Source organism: Enterobacter sp. TCD1-1 (assembly GCF_020567405.1).
Lineage (GTDB): Bacteria > Pseudomonadota > Gammaproteobacteria > Enterobacterales > Enterobacteriaceae > Enterobacter > Enterobacter quasiroggenkampii.
The window spans coordinates 24,597-44,340 of the sequence record NZ_JAJCXF010000003.1 but is presented as its reverse complement, the minus strand read 5'-3'; the positions used below and the strand labels follow the sequence as shown (position 1 = coordinate 44,340).

The following is a 19,744-nucleotide window of genomic DNA, read 5'->3' as shown; positions in this document are numbered from 1 at the left end:
TGAATGCGGATTGTAGGCCCGGTAAGCGAAGCGCCACCGGGCTTATAAACGACGCCTATCTTGAATTTTCATCCAGCGCAAACGTCGGCAGCTTCAGGTGCCAGCGTATCGCCGCTAAACGTATCACCAGCGTCACGACCATCCCCAGCATCGCGGCGTTTTCCAGCGGAAGTGCAAACGTGTAGTACGCTGTCGCGTGGACAATGCCGCCGGCAATGCAGGCCGTCGCGTAAATTTCAGTACGCAGGATCATCGGTACCTCACGCGCCAGAATGTCGCGAATGATCCCGCCGCCTACGCCGGTTAATACGCCCATGCAGATCGCCACCATCGGACCGGTGCCCGCATTAAACGCCTTATTGACGCCAATACCGACAAACACGGCCAGACCGACGGCATCCAGTACCGGCAATATCCATTTTGGTAATCGGCGGGGCTGGCGAACCAGCACAATGGTTAACAGGCAGGTGACCATCGCGACCACCAGATCGGTCGGATCTTTCACCCAAAACACCGGGCCATTCGCCAGCGCCATATCGCGGATTGTCCCGCCGCCCACGGCGGTTACTACGCCCAGCACCAGCACGCCAAACGGATCCATGCGTAGTTTTCCGGCGAGCAGGACGCCGGAGATAGCAAAAACGGCTGTGCCAAGAATATCCAGCCAATAAACGAGCATCGTTAAATCCTCGAAAAGGGTCTTATGTTAGTGACTCTCTGCCAGCGCGGCACAGAGCTGTTTTGCGGCGAGGATAATACGCGGGCTGGCGCGTTCAAACCAGTCGCTGTTGAGGGGTATTACCGGTATTTTTAGCTGCTTTTGCCAGAATTGCTCAATTTTGGGAATTTCACTCGCATTTCCGACCACGACGATGGCCTGTGGCTGGCGCGCCAGAACCTGCTCGCGGCTTACCTGAGGCCACGGCACCCGGCTGGCTGCAAAGATGTTTTCACCGCCACAAACTTCCAGCACCTGGTTTTGAATCGACCCTTTTCCGGTGGTGAACAGCGGCTGGCTGCCAAACTGCAGGAAGATGCGCTTTTTAACTGGGGTATCGTATCGGGATTTCAGCGCGGCATAGTCGCTCAGCATCTGTTTCGCCGCAGCCTCGGCTTTTTGGGGGGTAGGGCTATAGGGTGCCAGGGCGCGTAGCGCCTGTGCGACCTGTTCAATGCTGACGGCATCAATCCACATGACCTTTATGCCAAGGGAAGTAAGCTGGTTGACCTGCCGCTCGGCGTTGCCGCCACGCCAGGCCAGCACGAGATCCGGTTTCAGCGCCACGATGCGCTCAAGGTTCATCCCTTGCCAGGTGGCCACTTGCTCAATCCCCGCGGCCTGCGGCGGATAATCGGAAAAGCTGCTCACGCCGACGGGCGTAATGCCGGCGGCAAACGCCAGCTCCGTATTGGCGGGAGAGAGCGTAATCACGCGCGGTACAGCATAGAGCCACAGCGGGGCGAGCAGAAGCAGGGCGGCAAGCGCCCTGAGGGGATGTTTAGCCACGTGCCAGATTCTGCACCAGGCGTTCCACCATCACGGTGGACTGTTTTGCCGCAACGGTCAGGAACTCGTCGAAGCTGATGTGGGACTGCTGGTCTGCCACGTCAGAGATGGCGCGAACCACCACGAACGGTACGTTGAAGTTATGGCAAACGTGCGCAATCGCAGTCGCTTCCATCTCAACGGCCACCGCCTGAGGGAAGTTATGACGGATTTTCGCCAGACCCACGGAACCATTGATGAACGCGTCACCGCTGACAATCAGACCGCGTACCGCGTTGAGGTTGAGCTCCGCAATGCAGGTCTCTGCCGCCGCAATCAGTTTGTCGTCCGCTTTAAACCCTGCCGGGCAGCCCGGAAGCTGGCCGTACTCATAACCGAACGCGGTGACGTCAGCATCGTGGTAACGCGCTTCGTCGGAAACAACGATGTCCCCCACCTTCAGCGTCGGCGCCAGGCCGCCCGCAGAGCCGGTATTCACGATCACGTCCGGCTTGCAGCGCTCAAGCAGCAGGGTGGCACCCAGCGCCGCAGCGACTTTACCGATGCCTGATTTCAGCAGAGCCACGTCAACACCGTTTAGCTTACCGGTATAGATCTCACAACCCCCCAGAGAGAGGGTCTGACGGTTCTCAATTTTGTCACGCAGGAGCGTAACTTCTTCTTCCATTGCACCAATAATGCCGATTTTCATAGATTTACTCGCGATGTGCCTTGTTAAGATGCATAGTCTATCATGCGGTTAAGGGGAAACGCATTCTCACGCGGGGGAGCACATGTCACCAATCGATTTTCGCACCAAAATTAACTGGCACCGACGTTTCCGTTCGCCGCAGGGCGACAAGAGCGAACATGAGATCCTGCGTATCTTCGAAAGCGATCGCGGGCGGATCATTAACTCGCCCGCCATCCGCCGTCTGCAGCAAAAAACCCAGGTCTTTCCGCTGGAGCGTAACGCCGCAGTGCGCACGCGCTTAACCCACTCTATGGAGGTGCAGCAGGTCGGGCGCTATATAGCCAAAGAGATTTTGAGCCGTCTCAAAGAGCAGCGCTTGCTGGAAACCTATGGTCTGGACGAGCTGACGGGGCCTTTTGAGAGCATCGTTGAGATGGCCTGCCTGATGCATGACATCGGCAATCCGCCTTTCGGTCATTTTGGTGAGGCGGCAATCAATGACTGGTTTAAACAACGGCTTTACCCTTCGGATGCGGTAAGCCAGCCGCTGAGCGACGACCGCTGCATCGTACGCGATTTACGCCTGCGTGAAGGCGAAGAGGGACTGAACGATTTGCGCCGCAAGGTGCGCCAGGATCTCTGTCATTTTGAGGGCAACGCGCAGGGGATCCGGCTGGTCCACTCCCTGATGCGTATGAACCTGACCTGGGCACAGGTCGGCTGCATTCTGAAATATACGCGCCCCGCGTGGTGGATGGGGGAGACGCCCGCGTCCCACAGTTATTTAATGAAAAAACCGGGCTATTATCTTTCCGAAGAGGCCTATATTGAACGGCTACGTAAAGAACTTTCATTGACGCCAAACGGCCGCTTTCCATTGACCTGGATTATGGAAGCCGCCGATGATATTTCCTATTGCGTGGCCGATCTGGAAGACGCGGTTGAGAAAAGAATCTTCAGCGTCGAGGAGCTTTATCAGCATCTTTATACGGCCTGGGGCACCCATGAAAAAGGCTCGCTGTTTGCGCAGGTTGTCGAAAATGCCTGGGATAAATCGCGCTCAAATACATTAAGCCGCAGTACGGAAGATCAGTTCTTTATGTATTTGCGGGTCAATACATTAAATAAGCTGGTGCCGTACGCGGCGTCGCGCTTTATTGATAATTTGCCGCTGATTTTCAGCGGGGAATTCAACCATGCGCTACTGGAAGATGACAGCAGTTTCAGCCAGCTCCTCGAGCTTTATAAACATGTGGCGATGCGGCATGTCTTCAGCCATCCGGATGTCGAACAGTTAGAGCTGCAGGGCTACCGGGTGATCAGCGGGTTACTGGAAATTTATGCCCCGCTGCTCCAGCTGTCCGTTGACGAATTCAGCGAGCTGGTGGAACACGAGCGCGTGCGCCGCATCCCCATCGAATCCCGACTTTATCAGAAACTCTCTACCCGACACCGTCTGGCGTATGTCGAAGCGATTGGCAAGCTGGATCGTCATTCTCCCCAGTGGCCGGTGATGGAATATTATTATCGCTGCCGTCTTATCCAGGACTATATCAGCGGCATGACGGATTTGTATGCCTGGGATGAATATCGCAAGCTGATGGCGGTGGAATAACGCCTGAGTTTTGTAAAGACGGCCAATAAATTTTTACCTTTTCCATAAACTTATCGCCGGAACTAAGCGGTATAAAACGAATCTGAGTTACACAGCAATTTTGCGTTACCTGTAAATCGAGATTGAGAAACATGAAAAAAACCACATTAGCAATGAGTGCACTGGCTCTGAGTTTAGGTTTAGCGCTGTCTCCTCTGACTGCTACTGCAGCCGAGACCGCGTCGTCGGCAGCAACCGCGCAGCAGATGCCAAGCCTGGCACCGATGCTCGAAAAAGTGATGCCATCGGTGGTGAGTATTAACGTTGAGGGTAGCACGACCGTCAATACGCCGCGCATGCCGCGTAACTTCCAGCAGTTCTTCGGCGACAACTCGCCGTTCTGCCAGGACGGTTCGCCATTCCAGAGCTCTCCGTTCTGTCAGGGCGGTGGCGCAGGGGATGACAGCCAGGGCGGCGGCCAGCAGCAGAAATTCATGGCGCTTGGCTCGGGGGTAATCATTGATGCAGCGAAAGGCTACGTCGTTACCAACAACCACGTTGTCGATAACGCGAACAGCATTAAGGTTCAGCTGAGCGATGGCCGTAAGTTTGACGCCAAAGTGGTCGGCAAAGACCCGCGTTCTGACATTGCGCTGATCCAGATTCAGGATCCGAAAAACCTGACGGCGATTAAAATTGCCGACTCCGACGCGCTGCGCGTGGGCGACTATACCGTGGCGATCGGTAACCCGTTCGGTCTGGGTGAAACCGTGACCTCGGGTATCGTCTCTGCGCTGGGCCGTAGCGGTCTCAATGCCGAGAACTATGAGAACTTCATCCAGACGGATGCGGCGATCAACCGCGGTAACTCCGGCGGTGCGCTGGTCAACCTGAACGGCGAACTGATCGGTATCAACACCGCGATCCTTGCCCCGGACGGCGGCAATATCGGGATCGGTTTTGCTATCCCAAGTAACATGGTGAAAAACCTGACCGCGCAGATGGTGCAGTATGGCCAGGTGAAACGCGGTGAGCTGGGTATCCTGGGTACGGAACTGAACTCCGAACTGGCGAAGGCGATGAAGGTTGACGCCCAGCGCGGGGCATTCGTCAGCCAGGTGATGCCGAACTCCTCTGCCGCTAAAGCGGGCATTAAAGCGGGGGATGTGATCACCTCCCTGAACGGTAAACCGATCAGCAGCTTTGCCGCCCTGCGTGCGGAAGTCGGCTCTATGCCTATCGGCAGCAAAGTGACCCTTGGTCTGCTGCGCGACGGTAAAGCGGTTAACGTGAGCCTGGAGCTGCAGCAGAGCAGCCAGAATCAGGTGGACTCCAGCACCATCTTCAGCGGGATTGAAGGTGCCGAGATGAGCAACAAAGGCGCAGACAAAGGCGTGGTGGTGAACAACGTGAAAGCGAATTCACCGGCAGCCCGTATCGGCCTCAAGAAGGGCGATGTGATCATGGGCGCTAACCAGCAGCCGGTGAAAAATATCGCTGAACTGCGTAAAATTCTCGACAGCAAGCCTTCCGTGCTGGCGCTGAATATCCAGCGTGGTGATACCTCTATTTACCTGCTGATGCAGTAATCCTCTGAAGCCCCTGTTCGCAGGGGCTTTCTCGTTTCTGTGACCCTTCCCACAAGTCCATACTTCTTCCTCTCTCTTTGTGCATTCGCACAATGCAGCCGTCGCTGAACATCCCTATGCTTGAGCTCTGCTCACAGGAGGGTTCTATGGCTGGCTGGCATCTTGATACCAAAATGGCGCAGGATATCGTGGCGCGCACCATGCGCATCATTGATACCAATATCAACGTAATGGATGCCCGCGGGCGCATTATTGGCAGCGGCGATCGCGAGCGTATTGGGGAATTGCACGAAGGCGCGCTGCTGGTGCTCTCCCAGGGGCGCGTGGTCGATATCGACGATGCGGTAGCGAAACACCTGCACGGCGTCCGTCAGGGCATCAATTTACCGCTGCGCCTTGAAGGCGAGATTGTGGGGGTCATCGGTCTCACCGGCGAGCCCGAGTCACTGCGAAAATACGGTGAGCTGGTCTGCATGACGGCGGAGATGATGCTCGAGCAGTCGCGCCTGATGCACCTGCTCGCTCAGGACAGCCGCCTGCGTGAGGAACTGGTGATGAATCTTATTCAGGCGGAAGAGCATACGCCTGCGCTCAGTGAATGGGCGCAGCGTCTGGGGATCGACCTGAACCAGCCGCGCGTGGTGGCGGTGATTGAAGTCGATAGCGGCCAGCTGGGCGTAGACAGCGCGATGGCCGAACTGCAGCAGCTGCAAAATGCGCTGGCGACGCCGGAGCGCGATAACCTGGTGGCGATCGTTTCTCTGACGGAAATGGTGGTGCTCAAACCAGCGCTTAATGCGTTCGGCCGCTGGGATGCGGACGATCATCGTCGTCGCGTGGAACTGCTGATCGACCGAATGAAAGAGAATGGCCAGCTGCGTTTTCGCGTTGCGTTGGGCAACTACTTTACCGGGCCGGGCAGTATCGCCCGCTCCTGGCGTACCGCACGCACCACCATGATGGTGGGCAAGCAGCGAATGCCGGAGAGCCGCAGTTATTTTTATCAGGACCTGATGCTGCCGGTGCTGCTCGACAGCCTGCGCGGTGGCTGGCAGGCCAATGAGCTGGCGCGGCCATTGGCGCGCCTGAAAGCCATGGACAATAACGGCCTGCTGCGCCGGACCCTGCAGGCGTGGTTCCGTCATAACGTGCAGCCGCTGGCGACGTCAAAAGCGCTGTTTATCCACCGCAATACCCTGGAGTATCGGTTAAACCGAATTTCAGAGCTGACGGGGCTGGATCTGGGGAATTTCGACGACAGGCTACTGCTGTATGTGGCGCTGCAGCTGGACGAGCAGAGATGACTGAGTGCGGTCTGGTGCCCTCACTCCATCCGTCTCCCACAGGGAGAGGGCGCAAACACTAAAAACGGCAATCAAGGATTGCCGTTTTGCTTTTATTTCCGGGTTAACTTCTCAAGATCCGCTTCAATCTCGCTGATCTTATTGGTAACAACGCTTTCAAGGTGACGCAGGTCGTCAAGGATCTTACGCTTGAGATCGACTTCGGTGCGGTCGCGCTGGCAGATCTGATCGAGTTCATCGATCACATAGCGCAGGTTAGGGCTGATTTCCTGTACTTCTTTGTATCCCTGTCCTACACCGTCAGCAACAACGGTCTTACGCTGGCGTGGGTATTTAAACTTCACGCTTTTGGCGAAAAACTCTCCTTTGTCCTTGTGAAAATAGATTTTCAAAATATCGTTGTTGGCTTCCTGGCGGAGGCTGTAACGATCAATTTCATCAGGATTGGTAATGCCCAGACTTTTCAGATTATCGTACATAGCGGTACCCTTGATCTCAACATAACCTTTGAATAATTAACGAAAAAATCTATTTTCGCCACCCTCAGATATAAAAAAAGCGGGGTTGCCCCCGCTTTTTGTTATACCCGATTAATCGATGGTGCGCAGCAATTCGTTGATGCCCACTTTACCGCGCGTTTTCGCATCCACTTTCTTCACGATAACCGCACAGTACAGGCTGTATTTGCCATCTTTTGACGGCAGGTTGCCGGACACCACGACGGAGCCCGCCGGAACGCGACCGTAATGTACTTCGCCGGTTTCACGATCGTAAATACGGGTGCTCTGGCCGATGTAAACGCCCATGGAGATCACGGAGCCTTCTTCCACGATCACGCCTTCAACCACTTCAGAGCGCGCGCCGATGAAGCAGTTATCTTCGATGATGGTCGGGTTAGCCTGCAGTGGTTCCAGAACACCACCGATGCCCACGCCGCCGGACAGGTGAACGTTTTTACCGATCTGCGCGCAGGAACCGACAGTTGCCCAGGTGTCGACCATGGTACCTTCGTCAACGTAGGCACCGATGTTCACGTAGGATGGCATCAGCACGGTATTACGTGCGATGAAGGCGCCCTGGCGTACTGCCGCAGGCGGTACCACGCGGAAACCTTCTTTCTGGAAACGCGCTTCGTCGTAGTCAGCGAACTTCATTGGCACTTTATCGAAGTAGCGGCTTTCTGCTCCGTCGATAACCTGGTTATCGTTGATGCGGAAAGAGAGCAGCACGGCTTTCTTCAGCCATTGATGAGTGACCCACTGACCGTCGATTTTTTCTGCCACGCGCAGCGCGCCGGAATCCAGCAGGGAAATCACCTGGTTTACCGCTTCACGGGTCACGGTATCCACATTTGCCGGGGTAATCTCGGCGCGACGCTCAAAAGCGGACTCAATAACGTTCTGTAACTGCTGCATTGTTTACTCTTTCCATTTCACTAAAAAACATATCACCCTTTATCGTTTGGATTGAGGGCTGCTGTCAACCGTTGTTGCACTTCAAGCTGCAGGTCATTATTAAGGGCACGCCGGTCGGCGGTGGCGATTATAAATAAATCTTCTACTCGCTCGCCAATGGTTGTAATTCGGGCCCCATGAAGCGAAATTCCCAGATCGGCAAAAACCTGGCCGACGCGGGCGAGCAGCCCCGGCTGGTCGAGCGCGATCAGCTCAAGGAACGATTTACGATCGGTGTGGGTTGGCAGGAAATTGACTTCGGTATCCACGGTGAAATGGCGCAATTTCGCCGGCTGGCGACGCGGCTGCGGGGGTTGCCAGCTGCGCTGGGTGATCGCCTGCTCCAGACCAAAACGTATCCCTTCATGCCTGTCCGACGACAGCGGGCTGCCGTCCGGCTCCAGCACGATAAAGGTGTCCATGGCCATGCCGTCGCGGGTGGTGAAAATCTGCGCGTCGTGCACGCTCAGGTTACGCCTGTCCAGCTCGGCGCAGACCGCAGCAAACAGATAAGGGCGGTCCGGGCTCCAGATGAAAATCTCCGTCCCGCCGCGGGTGGCCTGCGGGCTCAGCAGGATCATCGGCTGCGACAGATCGTGCTTGAGCAGATGCCGCGCGTGCCACGCAAGCTGGTTTGGGCTGTGGCGGACAAAATAGTTGGCGCGGCAGCGGGCCCAAATCTGATGTAGCGCCTCTTCATCAATGTTATCCATCCGCAGCAGCGCCAGCGCCTGCAGCTGGTGGTGACGCACGCGCTCGCGCATATCCGGCGTGTTCTGCATCCCGCGACGCAGCTGTTTTTCGGTGGCGAAGTACAGCTCGCGCAGCAGGCTCTGCTTCCAGCTGTTCCAGAGGGTTTCGTTGGTGGCGCAGATATCGGCCACCGTCAGGCAGACCAGATAGCGCAGACGATTTTCCGTCTGGACCTCTTCGGCGAACTGTTTTATGACTTCCGGGTCCTGAATGTCACGGCGCTGGGCGGTGACCGACATCAGCAGGTGATGGCGTACCAGCCAGGCCACCAACTGCGTTTCACGTGAGTTCAGGCCGTGCAGCTCGGCAAATTTCAGCACGTCCTGCGCGCCGAGCACCGAGTGGTCGCCGCCGCGACCTTTGGCGATGTCGTGGAACAGGGCGGCAATCAGGATCAGCTCAGGATGGGTCAGGCGCGGCCACAGCTCGACGCACAGCGGGTGGCGGGAGCGCGTCTCTTCTTTCGCAAAGCTTTCCAGCTTAAGCATCACGCGGATCGTGTGTTCATCCACCGTGTAGGCGTGGAACAGATCGAACTGCATCTGCCCGACGATGTGCGACCACTGCGGCATATAGGCCCACAGCACGCTGTGACGGTGCATCGGCAGCAGGCCTCGGCTGACGGCGCCCGGGTGGCGGAGCATGCTCAGGAACAGCGAACGGGCTTCCGGGATATAGCACAGCGGCTCCGTCAAATGGCGGCGCGCGTGGCGCAGATGGCGCAGGGTGGTGGAGTAGATCCCGGTGATGGTGCTGTTGCGCACCATGGTATAGAACATCCGCAGAATCGCTTCCGGCTCGCGGATAAACAGCGTTTCGTCGCGGAGATCGATAAGCGTGCCGCGCAGCTGGAATTCGTCATCAATCGGGCGCGGCTTTTCGTCGGCCGTCAGGGCCAGAATGGCCTCGTCGAACAGCTGCAACAGCATCTGGTTCAGCTCGGTCACCCGGCGGGTGACGCGGAAGAAATCCTTCATCATGTGCTCAACCGGCTCGTTACCCTCGCCCTGGTAATTCAGGCGCTGCGCCACGCTGAGCTGGCGGTCAAACAGCAGACGGTTATCGTAGCGCGTAACTTCCAGATGCAGGGCAAAGCGGATGCGCCAGAGCAGGTGCAGACACTCGTTAAGCTCGTTACGCTCCGCCTCGGTTAAAAAGCCGAAGCCAACCATTTCGTCCAGCGAGGTGGCGCCAAAATGGCGTCGGGCAACCCACTGTAGCGTGTGGATGTCGCGCAGGCCGCCGGGGCTGCTTTTAATGTCAGGCTCAAGGTTATAGCTGGTGCCGTGGTAGCGCTGGTGGCGCTGGTTTTGCTCCTCGACCTTCGCGGCGAAGAACTTTTCTGACGGCCAGAAGCCGTCGCTGAAGATGTGTTTTTGCAGCTCCAGGAACAGCGCGACGTCGCCAATCAGCAGGCGGGTTTCAATCAGGTTGGTGGCGACGGTCAGGTCCGACAGCCCTTCAAGCAGACACTCTTCCAGGGTACGCACGCTGTGGCCGACTTCCAGCTTTACGTCCCAGAGCAGGGTCAGCAGCTCGCCGATTTTTTGCGCCTGTTCGTCCGGCAGCTTTTTGCGGCTTAAGATCAGGAGATCGATATCGGAAAGCGGATGCAGCTCACCGCGGCCATAGCCTCCGACGGCAACCAGCGCAACATCGCTGATTTGTCCAAACCCATAATCGATCCACAGGCGCTGCAGCAGCTGGTCGATAAATTCGGTACGCGCCTCAATCAGCTGTTCTGCCGATATGCCCGCATCAAATGCGCTGCCCAGCCAGCGGTGAAAGACATCCATGTGCGCCTTGATGCCGGCACAGGTCAGCTCGTGCTGCGGCCAGACGCCTGGGTTATCGGGCTGGTCGGGGAGGGTGGGAAGAGCTGTGTTAGCATACTGTTCGGGTAAAAGATTACTCATCGTGCGCCACCCATAAGAAAAAGCTATAGCCATTAAAAAAGCCGGCATTTGCCGGCTTTTTTATCATTCGTCGTGCGTCAGTATCGCCGGGATGGTGTCATCCTTGCGCAACGTCATAATTTCGCAGCCGTTGTCTGTTACCACAATAGTATGCTCGTACTGCGCAGACAAGCTTCTGTCTTTGGTTTTCACCGTCCAGCCGTCTTTCATGGTCCGGATGCGGTAATCACCCGCGTTGACCATTGGCTCAATGGTAAAGGTCATGCCTTTTTGCAGCACCACGCCGCCGTCATCGGCATCATAGTGCAGAACCTGTGGCTCTTCGTGGAAGACGCGACCAATGCCGTGACCGCAGTACTCGCGTACCACGGAGAACCCTTCTGCTTCGACAAATTTCTGGATTGCCGCACCAATGGTGCGCAGGCGAATACCCGGTTTCACCATTTTCAGCGCCAGGTAGAGGCTCTCTTGAGTCACTTTGCACAGACGCTCGCCAAGAATGGTCGGCTTGCCAACGATGAACATTTTTGAGGTGTCACCGTGGTACTCGTCTTTAATGACGGTCACGTCGATGTTAACGATGTCGCCGTCTTTCAGCAGTTTTTCATCGTCCGGAATACCGTGACACACCACTTCATTAATAGAGATGCAGACGGATTTCGGGAAACCGTGGTAGCCGAGGCAGGCGGAAACCGCGTGCTGCTCGTTCACGATATAGTCGTTACAGATGCGGTCCAGTTCACCGGTGCTGACGCCCGGCTTCACGAACGGCTCGATCATTTCCAGCACTTCCGCGGCCAGACGACCGGCGATGCGCATCTTTTCAATTTCTTCAGGTGTCTTAATAGAGATAGCCATGTAATCTGTCCATCGGTGTCGATTTTTTCGACAATACTAGTCTAAGTGTCGTCAATGGTATCAGTCAGGCACGCTTCGTGCCAAATTGAGAATCATTAACAGCACACTCCGCCAACAACTGTTGGTTTCTGGTCGTGTTTTGTGGTATAAAGCGCGCCGGACTTCCGATCCATCTCAGATACACAGGCTGGACGGGAGCGACAAATCTCACTTTGTGTAACAACACACACGTATCGGCACATATTCCGGGGTGCCCTTCGGGGTCGGTAATATGGGATACGTGGAGGCATAACCCCAACTTTCAATATAGAGGTTTTAACCATGGCAACTGTTTCCATGCGCGACATGCTCAAGGCTGGTGTTCACTTTGGTCACCAGACCCGTTACTGGAACCCGAAAATGAAGCCTTTCATCTTCGGCGCACGTAACAAAGTTCATATCATCAACCTTGAGAAAACTGTACCAATGTTCAACGAAGCCCTGGCTGAGCTGAACAAGATCGCTTCCCGTAAAGGTAAGATTCTGTTCGTTGGTACTAAGCGCGCTGCAAGCGAAGCTGTGAAAGATGCTGCTAACAGCTGCGACCAGTTCTTCGTGAACCATCGCTGGTTGGGCGGCATGCTGACCAACTGGAAAACTGTTCGTCAGTCCATCAAGCGCCTGAAAGATCTGGAAACCCAGTCTCAGGACGGTACTTTCGACAAGCTGACTAAGAAAGAAGCGCTGATGCGCACTCGTGAACTGGACAAGCTGGAAAACAGCCTGGGCGGTATCAAAGATATGGGCGGCCTGCCAGACGCGCTGTTCGTAATCGATGCAGACCACGAGCACATCGCAATCAAAGAAGCTAACAACCTGGGTATCCCGGTATTCGCTATCGTTGATACCAACTCCGATCCGGACGGTGTTGACTTCGTTATCCCGGGTAACGACGACGCAATCCGTGCTGTTAGCCTGTACCTGAGCGCTGTAGCTGCTACCGTTCGTGAAGGCCGTTCCCAGGATCTGGCTTCTCAGGCGGAAGAAAGCTTCGTAGAAGCTGAATAATAAGGTTTTACCCCTTATTAGTACCGTGTATGAATAGGGGCCCATTACCGGCCCCTTTTTTCAATTTACACTGTTTGGCCCCCGGCCGGGCAGTTCACATCTCCCGAGGATTTAAGAATGGCTGAAATTACCGCATCCCTGGTAAAAGAGCTGCGCGAGCGTACTGGCGCAGGCATGATGGATTGCAAAAAAGCGCTGACTGAAGCGAACGGCGACATCGAGCTGGCAATCGAAAACATGCGTAAATCCGGTGCGATCAAAGCAGCTAAAAAAGCAGGCAACGTTGCTGCTGACGGCGTGATCATCACTAAAATCGACGGCAACTACGGCATCATTCTGGAAGTTAACTGCCAGACTGACTTCGTTGCTAAAGATGGTGGTTTCCAGGCATTTGCTAACAAAGTTCTGGACGCAGCGGTTGCTGGCAAAATCACTGACGTTGAAGTTCTGAAAGCACAGTTCGAAGAAGAACGTGTTGCGCTGGTTGCTAAAATCGGTGAGAACATCAACATCCGTCGCGTTGCTTCTCTGGAAGGCGACGTTCTGGGCTCTTACCAGCACGGTGCACGTATCGGTGTTCTGGTTGCGGCTAAAGGCGCTGACGAAGAGCTGGTTAAACAGCTGGCAATGCACATCGCTGCAAGCAAGCCAGAATTCGTTAAGCCAGAAGACGTGTCTGCTGAAGTGGTAGAGAAAGAGTACCAGGTTCAGCTGGACATCGCGATGCAGTCTGGTAAACCAAAAGAAATCGCAGAGAAAATGGTTGAAGGCCGCATGAAGAAATTCACCGGCGAAGTTTCTCTGACTGGCCAGCCATTCGTTATGGATCCAAGCAAGTCTGTTGCTCAGCTGCTGAAAGAGCACAACGCTGACGTAACTGGCTTCATCCGCTTCGAAGTGGGCGAAGGCATCGAGAAAGTTGAGACTGACTTCGCAGCAGAAGTTGCTGCAATGTCCAAGCAGTCTTAATGATTGAAAAGGAGCCGCCTGAGGGCGGCTTCTTTTTGTCACCCGTCACAGGAAATCAGACAGGCTCCAGTATCGCTGTACTGATTTGCGGCATATCATGTCGCCAGAATTAACCCCCATCTTAATCGTTGACAGTCTCAGGAAAGAAACATGGCTACCAATGCAAAACCCGTGTACAAACGCATTCTGCTTAAGCTGAGTGGCGAAGCGCTGCAGGGATCGGAAGGCTTCGGTATTGACGCAAGCATCCTTGATCGCATGGCACAGGAAATCAAAGAACTGGTCGAACTGGGCATCCAGGTTGGCGTGGTCATTGGCGGTGGCAACCTTTTCCGTGGTGCTGGTCTGGCGAAAGCGGGGATGAACCGCGTTGTGGGCGACCACATGGGTATGCTGGCAACCGTGATGAATGGCCTGGCGATGCGTGATGCGCTCCATCGCGCCTATGTGAACGCCCGCCTGATGTCCGCGATCCCCCTGAATGGCGTATGCGATAATTACAGCTGGGCAGAAGCTATCAGCCTGCTGCGCAACAACCGCGTGGTGATCCTCTCCGCCGGTACGGGTAACCCGTTCTTTACGACCGATTCCGCTGCCTGCCTGCGCGGTATCGAGATCGAAGCTGATGTGGTACTGAAAGCGACCAAAGTCGATGGCGTGTTTACTGCCGACCCGGCAAAAGATCCTTCTGCAACCATGTATGATCAGCTGAGCTACAGCGAAGTGCTGGATAAAGAGCTGAAAGTAATGGATCTTGCCGCCTTCACGCTGGCTCGTGACCACAAACTGCCGATCCGTGTCTTCAACATGAACAAACCTGGCGCACTGCGTCGCGTGGTCATGGGCGAAAAAGAAGGCACTTTGATCACGGAATAATTTCCGTTGACGATAAATACAGGTAAGATTCCGCTTTATTTTGTAGTGGTATCTTACCCGGGCGCGCCTTTGGCGTTGTCATGAATTAAACGCGACTATACTTAGCACACCTGTAGCGCTGTGCTGGCGGATAGTCTGCCTGAGACAAGTTTTCAAGGATTCGTAACGTGATTAACGACATCAGAAAAGATGCTGAAGTACGCATGGAAAAATGCGTAGAAGCGTTCAAAACCCAAATCAGCAAAATCCGTACTGGCCGTGCTTCCCCAAGCCTGCTGGATGGCATCATCGTCGAGTACTACGGTACGCCAACCCCTCTGCGTCAGCTGGCGAGCGTGACGGTAGAAGATACCCGTACGCTGAAAATTAACGTATTCGATCGTTCTATGGGCCCGGCGGTTGAGAAAGCGATCATGGCGTCTGACCTCGGTCTGAACCCAAGCTCTGCGGGTGCTGACATCCGCGTTCCACTGCCACCGCTGACCGAAGAGCGTCGTAAAGACCTGATCAAAGTGGTGCGTGGCGAAGCTGAGCAGGGTCGTGTCTCCGTGCGTAACGTTCGCCGCGACGCGAACGATAAAGTCAAAGCGCTGCTGAAAGAAAAAGAGATCAGTGAAGATGACGATCGTCGTTCCCAGGACGACATTCAGAAAATGACTGACGCTGCCATCAAGAAAATTGATGCGGCGCTGGCAGATAAAGAAGCGGAACTGATGCAGTTCTGATTTCTGTCGTACACTGATAAACGCCGTTCAGAGAGACTTAGGGTCTTGCTGGCGGCGTTTTGCTTTTATCTGGTCTAACTTTTCGGGCATCTCATGAAGCATTTAACACTCCTCGGCTCAACCGGCTCTATCGGTTGCAGTACTCTCGACGTCGTTCGCCATAATCCTGAACTTTACACCGTGACAGCGCTGGTGGCCGGTAAGAATGTGCAGCGAATGGTTGAGCAGTGCCTGGAGTTTACGCCCCGCTATGCGGTGATGGATGACGAAGAGAGCGCGCGCCTGCTCAAAGCACAGCTGCTTGAGAAGGGCAGCCGAACCGAGGTGCTGAGTGGTCAACAGGCGGCCTGCGAGATGGCGGCGCTGGATGAGGTGGATCAGGTGATGGCGGCCATCGTCGGGGCGGCAGGATTATTGCCGACGCTTGCCGCGATTGATGCCGGTAAGGACGTTCTGCTGGCCAATAAAGAGTCGCTGGTGACCTGCGGACGCCTGTTTATGGAGGCGGTGAAGCAGCACGGGGCGCGTCTTTTGCCTGTCGACAGCGAGCACAACGCGATTTTTCAGAGTTTACCGCAACCTTTTCAACAGAACCTGGGGTACGCTGACCTGGAGCAGAATGGCGTCGTGTCTATTCTGCTTACCGGGTCTGGTGGCCCGTTCCGTGAAACGCCACTGTCTGAACTGCGTGCCATGACGCCGGATCAGGCGTGCCGTCATCCGAACTGGTCGATGGGGCGTAAAATCTCCGTTGACTCTGCCACCATGATGAACAAAGGTCTGGAATACATTGAAGCGCGCTGGCTGTTCAATGCGTCAGCGAAACAGATGGAAGTACTGATTCACCCACAATCGGTGATTCATTCGATGGTGCGTTATCAGGATGGCAGCGTGCTGGCGCAGTTGGGCGAACCGGATATGCGTACGCCAATTGCCCATTCCATGGCGTGGCCGAATCGAGTGAAGTCCGGCGTGAAGCCGCTTGATTTCTGCAAGCTAAGTTCCCTGACGTTCAGTGAGCCAGACTACGACCGTTACCCTTGTCTGAAGCTTGCGATGACGGCCTTTGACCAGGGGCAGGCGGCGACAACGGCACTGAATGCAGCCAATGAAATTACCGTTGAAGCATTTCTGAATCAGCAAATTCGTTTTACCGATATCGCGGCGTTGAATTTAGCGGTACTGGAGATGATGGATTTGCGCGAACCACAGAGCGTGGAAGAGGTGCTGGCGGTGGATGCAGCTGCGCGTAATATTGCGCGCCAACAGGTGACACGTCTCGCAAGCTGGTGATAAAGCAACCACTAGTCGTCGTGCTATTTGTTAGCGTTGGGCTTCAGTGATATAGTCTGCGCCACCTGATCGCAGGTATTTGACTTTACGTGGTCAGGTGAGCCGTGGTTTGACACGGCTTTTTTATGTATCGGCTTCAGTATTCCTGAGTACCGTTAAATCCTTTTCAGGGACAAAAAACGCGTTATGTTGTCTGCGAATCAACCAATAAGCGAAAACTTGCCAGCGCATGGCTGCCGTCATGTAGCAATCATTATGGATGGCAATGGCCGCTGGGCGAAAAGACAAGGGAAAATACGAGCCTTTGGGCATAAAGCTGGGGCGAAATCTGTTCGCCGCGCCGTTTCTTTTGCCGCCAATAACGGCATTGATGCGTTAACGCTCTATGCTTTTAGCAGTGAAAACTGGAATCGACCACTGCAGGAAGTGACTGCGTTGATGGAATTGTTTGTGTGGGCGCTAGACAGCGAAGTAAAAAGCCTGCACCGCCACAACGTTCGCCTGCGTATCATTGGCGATACCAGTCGTTTTAACTCACGTTTGCAGGAACGGATTCGCAAAGCAGAAGCGCTGACGGAAAATAATACCGGACTGACGCTGAATATTGCGGCGAATTACGGCGGACGCTGGGATATTATCCAGGGCGTTCGGCATCTGGCCGAACAGGTTCAGGAAGGGCTGTTGAGACCCGACCAAATTGATGAAGAGGCGCTGAGCAAGCAAATCTGCATGAATGAACAGGCACCTGTGGATTTGGTAATTAGGACAGGGGGGGAACATCGCATAAGTAACTTTTTGATATGGCAAATTGCCTATGCTGAACTTTACTTTACGGATGTTCTTTGGCCCGATTTTGATGAACAAGACTTTGAAGGTGCGCTGCATGCCTTTGCCAATCGAGAGCGTCGTTTCGGCGGCACCGAGCCTGGTGGCGATAACGCCTGATGGGGGTAGCTTTTGCTGAAGTATCGCCTGATTTCCGCTTTTGTATTAATACCCATTGTCATTGCGGCGCTGTTTTTACTGCCCCCGGTGGGATTCGCTATTGTTACGCTGGTGGTGTGCATGCTCGCCGCGTGGGAATGGGGACAGTTTAGCGGCTTTACCTCGCGCACGCAGCGAGTATGGCTTGCGGTACTGTGTGGCTTTATTCTGGCCATAATGCTGTTTACGTTGCCTGAATATCATCATGATATTCATCAGCCCCTGGTGGCCGGTTCCTTGTGGATATCGTTGGCCTGGTGGGTGGCCGCGCTGTTGCTGGTGCTGTTTTATCCCGGCTCCGCGGCGTTATGGCGTCATTCAAAAGTGCTGCGACTGATTTTTGGTTTGCTCACCATTATTCCTTTTTTCTGGGGTATGGTTGCGCTGCGCGCCTGGCATTACGACGAAAACCACTACAGCGGTGCGATCTGGCTGCTTTATGTGATGATTCTCGTCTGGGGGGCTGACTCCGGGGCCTATATGTTTGGTAAACTGTTTGGCAAACATAAGCTGGCGCCGAAGGTTTCTCCGGGCAAAACCTGGCAAGGATTCATCGGCGGTTTGTTTACGGCCGCGATCATCTCCTGGGGCTACGGCGTCTGGGCGAATCTTGAAGTGGCACCGTCAATACTGCTGGTGTGCTCGATTTTTGCTGCGCTTGCCTCCGTGCTCGGTGATTTAACCGAAAGTATGTTCAAGCGTGAAGCAGGGATTAAGGACAGTGGACACCTGATTCCAGGGCATGGCGGTATACTGGATCGCATTGATAGCCTGACAGCGGCGGTTCCCGTGTTTGCGTGTTTGCTTTTACTGGTATTCGGGACGATTTAACGGAAGGTTTTATGCTGAGCATTCTCTGGAATCTGGCGGCGTTCATAGTTGCACTGGGTGTACTGATTACCGTGCATGAATTTGGCCATTTCTGGGTTGCTCGCCGCTGTGGTGTGCGCGTAGAGCGCTTTTCCATCGGTTTTGGTAAATCACTCTGGACGCGCACCGATCGCCACGGCACGGAATTTGTCATCGCCCTTATCCCGCTGGGCGGCTACGTCAAAATGCTCGACGAACGCGTCGAGCCTGTCGCGCCTGAGCTGCGACACAGCGCATTCAACAATAAAACCGTTGGACAACGCGCCGCCATCATCGCTGCCGGACCGGTAGCCAACTTCATCTTTGCGATTTTCGCTTACTGGCTGGTGTTTATCATCGGCGTCCCTGGCGTACGTCCGGTGGTCGGTGAAATTGCCCCCAACTCCATCGCGGCGAGTGCGCAAATTACATCCGGGATGGAACTTAAAGCGATTGATGGTATCGAAACCCCTGATTGGGATGCCGTGCGACTGCAGCTGGTTGCTAAAATTGGCGATCCGCAGACCACCATCAGCGTATCGCCGTTTGGGTCAGACGCCCGTCAGGACAAAGTGCTCGATTTACGTCACTGGCGTTTCGAGCCGGACAAAGAGGATCCCGTCGCTGCGCTGGGCATTCGTCCACGCGGCGCACAGATCGAGCCGGTATTAGCAGAAGTCCAGGCCAACTCGGCGGCGAGCAAAGCGGGTTTGCAAGCAGGCGACAGGATCGTTAAAGTCGATGGTCAACCATTAACAGAGTGGATGACCTTTGTTACTCTGGTGCGCGATAATCCGGGTACGTCTCTCGCGCTGGAAGTTGAAAGGCAGGGCAGTCCGCTTTCGCTGACGCTGATCCCGGATACGAAGTCGGTCGGCAAGAAGGCAGAAGGGTTTGCAGGCGTTGTGCCAAAAGTGATCCCGCTGCCAGATGAGTACAAGACAATACGCCAGTATGGGCCGTTCAGCGCCATCCTTGAAGCCACGGATAAAACATGGCAACTGATGAAGCTGACGGTCAACATGTTGGGGAAATTGATAACCGGTGATGTGAAACTGAACAACCTCAGTGGGCCAATTTCGATTGCTCAGGGGGCTGGGATGTCAGCGGAATTCGGGGTGATTTACTATCTCATGTTCCTCGCGCTCATTAGCGTGAACCTTGGGATAATCAACCTGTTCCCGCTTCCCGTTTTAGACGGGGGTCATCTGCTGTTTTTAGCGATTGAAAAGCTAAAAGGCGGACCGGTATCCGAGCGAGTTCAAGACTTTAGTTATCGCATTGGCTCGATTTTGCTGGTGCTGTTAATGGGGCTTGCACTTTTCAATGATTTCTCTCGGTTGTAAGAGAGTT

Annotated in this window: 18 protein-coding genes; 11 read left to right on the top strand and 7 right to left on the bottom strand. The window is 54.8% G+C overall.

Annotation, left to right across the window (positions count from 1 at the left end; all coding sequences use genetic code 11):
* Positions 1 to 55 precede the first annotated feature (55 nt).
* The 3 genes from LJA86_RS15170 to mtnN are packed head-to-tail and all read right to left on the bottom strand — an operon-like array spanning position 56 to position 2,198.
* Positions 56 to 679 (bottom strand): TRIC cation channel family protein, encoded by a 624-nt coding sequence (locus tag LJA86_RS15170; RefSeq protein ID WP_045907828.1) that lies wholly within the window; start codon positions 677 to 679, stop codon positions 56 to 58.
* A gap of 27 nt (positions 680 to 706) precedes the next feature.
* Complete coding sequence (gene btuF / locus LJA86_RS15165) at positions 707 to 1,507, bottom strand: vitamin B12 ABC transporter substrate-binding protein BtuF (RefSeq protein WP_048028455.1); 801 nt, start codon at positions 1,505 to 1,507, stop codon at positions 707 to 709.
* Positions 1,500 to 2,198 carry a 5'-methylthioadenosine/S-adenosylhomocysteine nucleosidase gene (gene mtnN / locus LJA86_RS15160; protein WP_229226366.1) on the bottom strand — a complete coding sequence of 233 codons (699 nt, stop codon included), beginning with the start codon at positions 2,196 to 2,198 and terminating at the stop codon, positions 1,500 to 1,502. Before mtnN ends, btuF begins: the two co-directional genes overlap by 8 nt.
* Before the next feature lie 82 nt (positions 2,199 to 2,280).
* Between mtnN and dgt the strand changes: the two genes are divergently transcribed.
* The 3 genes from dgt to cdaR all read left to right on the top strand — a co-directional run bounded on the left by dgt (position 2,281) and on the right by cdaR (position 6,667).
* A complete protein-coding gene (gene dgt / locus LJA86_RS15155) occupies positions 2,281 to 3,795 on the top strand; it encodes a dGTPase (RefSeq protein WP_063620833.1) in 1,515 nt (504 codons plus the stop codon).
* 131 nt (positions 3,796 to 3,926) lie between these two features.
* Positions 3,927 to 5,363 carry a serine endoprotease DegP gene (gene degP, locus LJA86_RS15150; protein WP_025756813.1) on the top strand — a complete coding sequence of 479 codons (1,437 nt, stop codon included), beginning with the start codon at positions 3,927 to 3,929 and terminating at the stop codon, positions 5,361 to 5,363.
* Positions 5,364 to 5,509: 146 nt separating this feature from the next.
* The gene (gene cdaR, locus LJA86_RS15145) at positions 5,510 to 6,667 is read left to right on the top strand and encodes a DNA-binding transcriptional regulator CdaR (protein ID WP_229226365.1); all 1,158 of its coding nucleotides are present in this window, start codon (positions 5,510 to 5,512) and stop codon (positions 6,665 to 6,667) included.
* Positions 6,668 to 6,759: 92 nt separating this feature from the next.
* Here cdaR and LJA86_RS15140 read toward each other — a convergent pair whose 3' ends face one another.
* From LJA86_RS15140 to map, 4 genes are all read right to left on the bottom strand, one after another.
* Positions 6,760 to 7,146, bottom strand: a complete 387-nt coding sequence (locus LJA86_RS15140; protein WP_014168696.1) for a DUF3461 family protein — start codon at positions 7,144 to 7,146, stop codon at positions 6,760 to 6,762.
* A gap of 111 nt (positions 7,147 to 7,257) precedes the next feature.
* Positions 7,258 to 8,082: a 2,3,4,5-tetrahydropyridine-2,6-dicarboxylate N-succinyltransferase gene (dapD, locus tag LJA86_RS15135; RefSeq protein WP_008501915.1), complete on the bottom strand. Its 825-nt coding sequence runs from the start codon at positions 8,080 to 8,082 to the stop codon at positions 7,258 to 7,260.
* A gap of 32 nt (positions 8,083 to 8,114) precedes the next feature.
* Positions 8,115 to 10,790 carry a bifunctional uridylyltransferase/uridylyl-removing protein GlnD gene (glnD, locus tag LJA86_RS15130; protein ID WP_053077067.1) on the bottom strand — a complete coding sequence of 892 codons (2,676 nt, stop codon included), beginning with the start codon at positions 10,788 to 10,790 and terminating at the stop codon, positions 8,115 to 8,117.
* Between the two features lie 63 nt (positions 10,791 to 10,853).
* Positions 10,854 to 11,648, bottom strand: a complete 795-nt coding sequence (gene map, locus LJA86_RS15125) for a type I methionyl aminopeptidase (protein ID WP_045907833.1) — start codon at positions 11,646 to 11,648, stop codon at positions 10,854 to 10,856.
* 321 nt (positions 11,649 to 11,969) lie between these two features.
* On the opposite strand from map, the gene rpsB reads away from it, so the two are divergent.
* The 8 genes from rpsB to rseP all read left to right on the top strand — a co-directional run bounded on the left by rpsB (position 11,970) and on the right by rseP (position 19,737).
* The gene (gene rpsB, locus LJA86_RS15120; RefSeq protein ID WP_013095653.1) at positions 11,970 to 12,695 is read left to right on the top strand and encodes a 30S ribosomal protein S2; all 726 of its coding nucleotides are present in this window, start codon (positions 11,970 to 11,972) and stop codon (positions 12,693 to 12,695) included.
* 117 nt (positions 12,696 to 12,812) lie between these two features.
* Positions 12,813 to 13,664 (top strand): translation elongation factor Ts, encoded by an 852-nt coding sequence (tsf, locus tag LJA86_RS15115; RefSeq protein ID WP_008501911.1) that lies wholly within the window; start codon positions 12,813 to 12,815, stop codon positions 13,662 to 13,664.
* Positions 13,665 to 13,814: 150 nt separating this feature from the next.
* Positions 13,815 to 14,540, top strand: a complete 726-nt coding sequence (pyrH, locus tag LJA86_RS15110; RefSeq protein WP_008501910.1) for a UMP kinase — start codon at positions 13,815 to 13,817, stop codon at positions 14,538 to 14,540.
* Between the two features lie 167 nt (positions 14,541 to 14,707).
* Positions 14,708 to 15,265 (top strand): ribosome recycling factor, encoded by a 558-nt coding sequence (gene frr, locus LJA86_RS15105; RefSeq protein WP_008501909.1) that lies wholly within the window; start codon positions 14,708 to 14,710, stop codon positions 15,263 to 15,265.
* A 93-nt stretch (positions 15,266 to 15,358) separates the two neighbouring features.
* Positions 15,359 to 16,558 (top strand): 1-deoxy-D-xylulose-5-phosphate reductoisomerase, encoded by a 1,200-nt coding sequence (gene ispC, locus LJA86_RS15100; protein ID WP_048225697.1) that lies wholly within the window; start codon positions 15,359 to 15,361, stop codon positions 16,556 to 16,558.
* Between the two features lie 186 nt (positions 16,559 to 16,744).
* Complete coding sequence (ispU, locus tag LJA86_RS15095; protein WP_047651476.1) at positions 16,745 to 17,503, top strand: (2E,6E)-farnesyl-diphosphate-specific ditrans,polycis-undecaprenyl-diphosphate synthase; 759 nt, start codon at positions 16,745 to 16,747, stop codon at positions 17,501 to 17,503.
* A gap of 12 nt (positions 17,504 to 17,515) precedes the next feature.
* On the top strand, positions 17,516 to 18,373 hold the full coding sequence (cdsA, locus tag LJA86_RS15090) for a phosphatidate cytidylyltransferase (protein ID WP_045907836.1): 858 nt from the start codon (positions 17,516 to 17,518) through the stop codon (positions 18,371 to 18,373).
* An 11-nt stretch (positions 18,374 to 18,384) separates the two neighbouring features.
* Positions 18,385 to 19,737, top strand: coding sequence for a sigma E protease regulator RseP (gene rseP, locus LJA86_RS15085; RefSeq protein WP_024907524.1), 1,353 nt, complete (start codon positions 18,385 to 18,387; stop codon positions 19,735 to 19,737).
* Positions 19,738 to 19,744: the final 7 nt, after the last annotated feature.

Bases quoted from the DNA above. Each gene is read 5' to 3' on its own strand.
- LJA86_RS15170 (WP_045907828.1), bottom strand. From the start codon at position 679: ATGCTCGTTTATTGGCTGGATATTCTTGGCACAGCCGTTTTTGCTATC.
- mtnN (WP_229226366.1), bottom strand. From the start codon at position 2,198: ATGAAAATCGGCATTATTGGTGCAATGGAAGAAGAAGTTACGCTCCTG.
- dgt (WP_063620833.1), top strand. From the start codon at position 2,281: ATGTCACCAATCGATTTTCGCACCAAAATTAACTGGCACCGACGTTTC.
- degP (WP_025756813.1), top strand. From the start codon at position 3,927: ATGAAAAAAACCACATTAGCAATGAGTGCACTGGCTCTGAGTTTAGGT.
- cdaR (WP_229226365.1), top strand. From the start codon at position 5,510: ATGGCTGGCTGGCATCTTGATACCAAAATGGCGCAGGATATCGTGGCG.
- LJA86_RS15140 (WP_014168696.1), bottom strand. From the start codon at position 7,146: ATGTACGATAATCTGAAAAGTCTGGGCATTACCAATCCTGATGAAATT.
- dapD (WP_008501915.1), bottom strand. From the start codon at position 8,082: ATGCAGCAGTTACAGAACGTTATTGAGTCCGCTTTTGAGCGTCGCGCC.
- glnD (WP_053077067.1), bottom strand. From the start codon at position 10,790: ATGAGTAATCTTTTACCCGAACAGTATGCTAACACAGCTCTTCCCACC.
- map (WP_045907833.1), bottom strand. From the start codon at position 11,648: ATGGCTATCTCTATTAAGACACCTGAAGAAATTGAAAAGATGCGCATC.
- rpsB (WP_013095653.1), top strand. From the start codon at position 11,970: ATGGCAACTGTTTCCATGCGCGACATGCTCAAGGCTGGTGTTCACTTT.
- tsf (WP_008501911.1), top strand. From the start codon at position 12,813: ATGGCTGAAATTACCGCATCCCTGGTAAAAGAGCTGCGCGAGCGTACT.
- pyrH (WP_008501910.1), top strand. From the start codon at position 13,815: ATGGCTACCAATGCAAAACCCGTGTACAAACGCATTCTGCTTAAGCTG.
- ispC (WP_048225697.1), top strand. From the start codon at position 15,359: ATGAAGCATTTAACACTCCTCGGCTCAACCGGCTCTATCGGTTGCAGT.
- ispU (WP_047651476.1), top strand. From the start codon at position 16,745: ATGTTGTCTGCGAATCAACCAATAAGCGAAAACTTGCCAGCGCATGGC.
- rseP (WP_024907524.1), top strand. From the start codon at position 18,385: ATGCTGAGCATTCTCTGGAATCTGGCGGCGTTCATAGTTGCACTGGGT.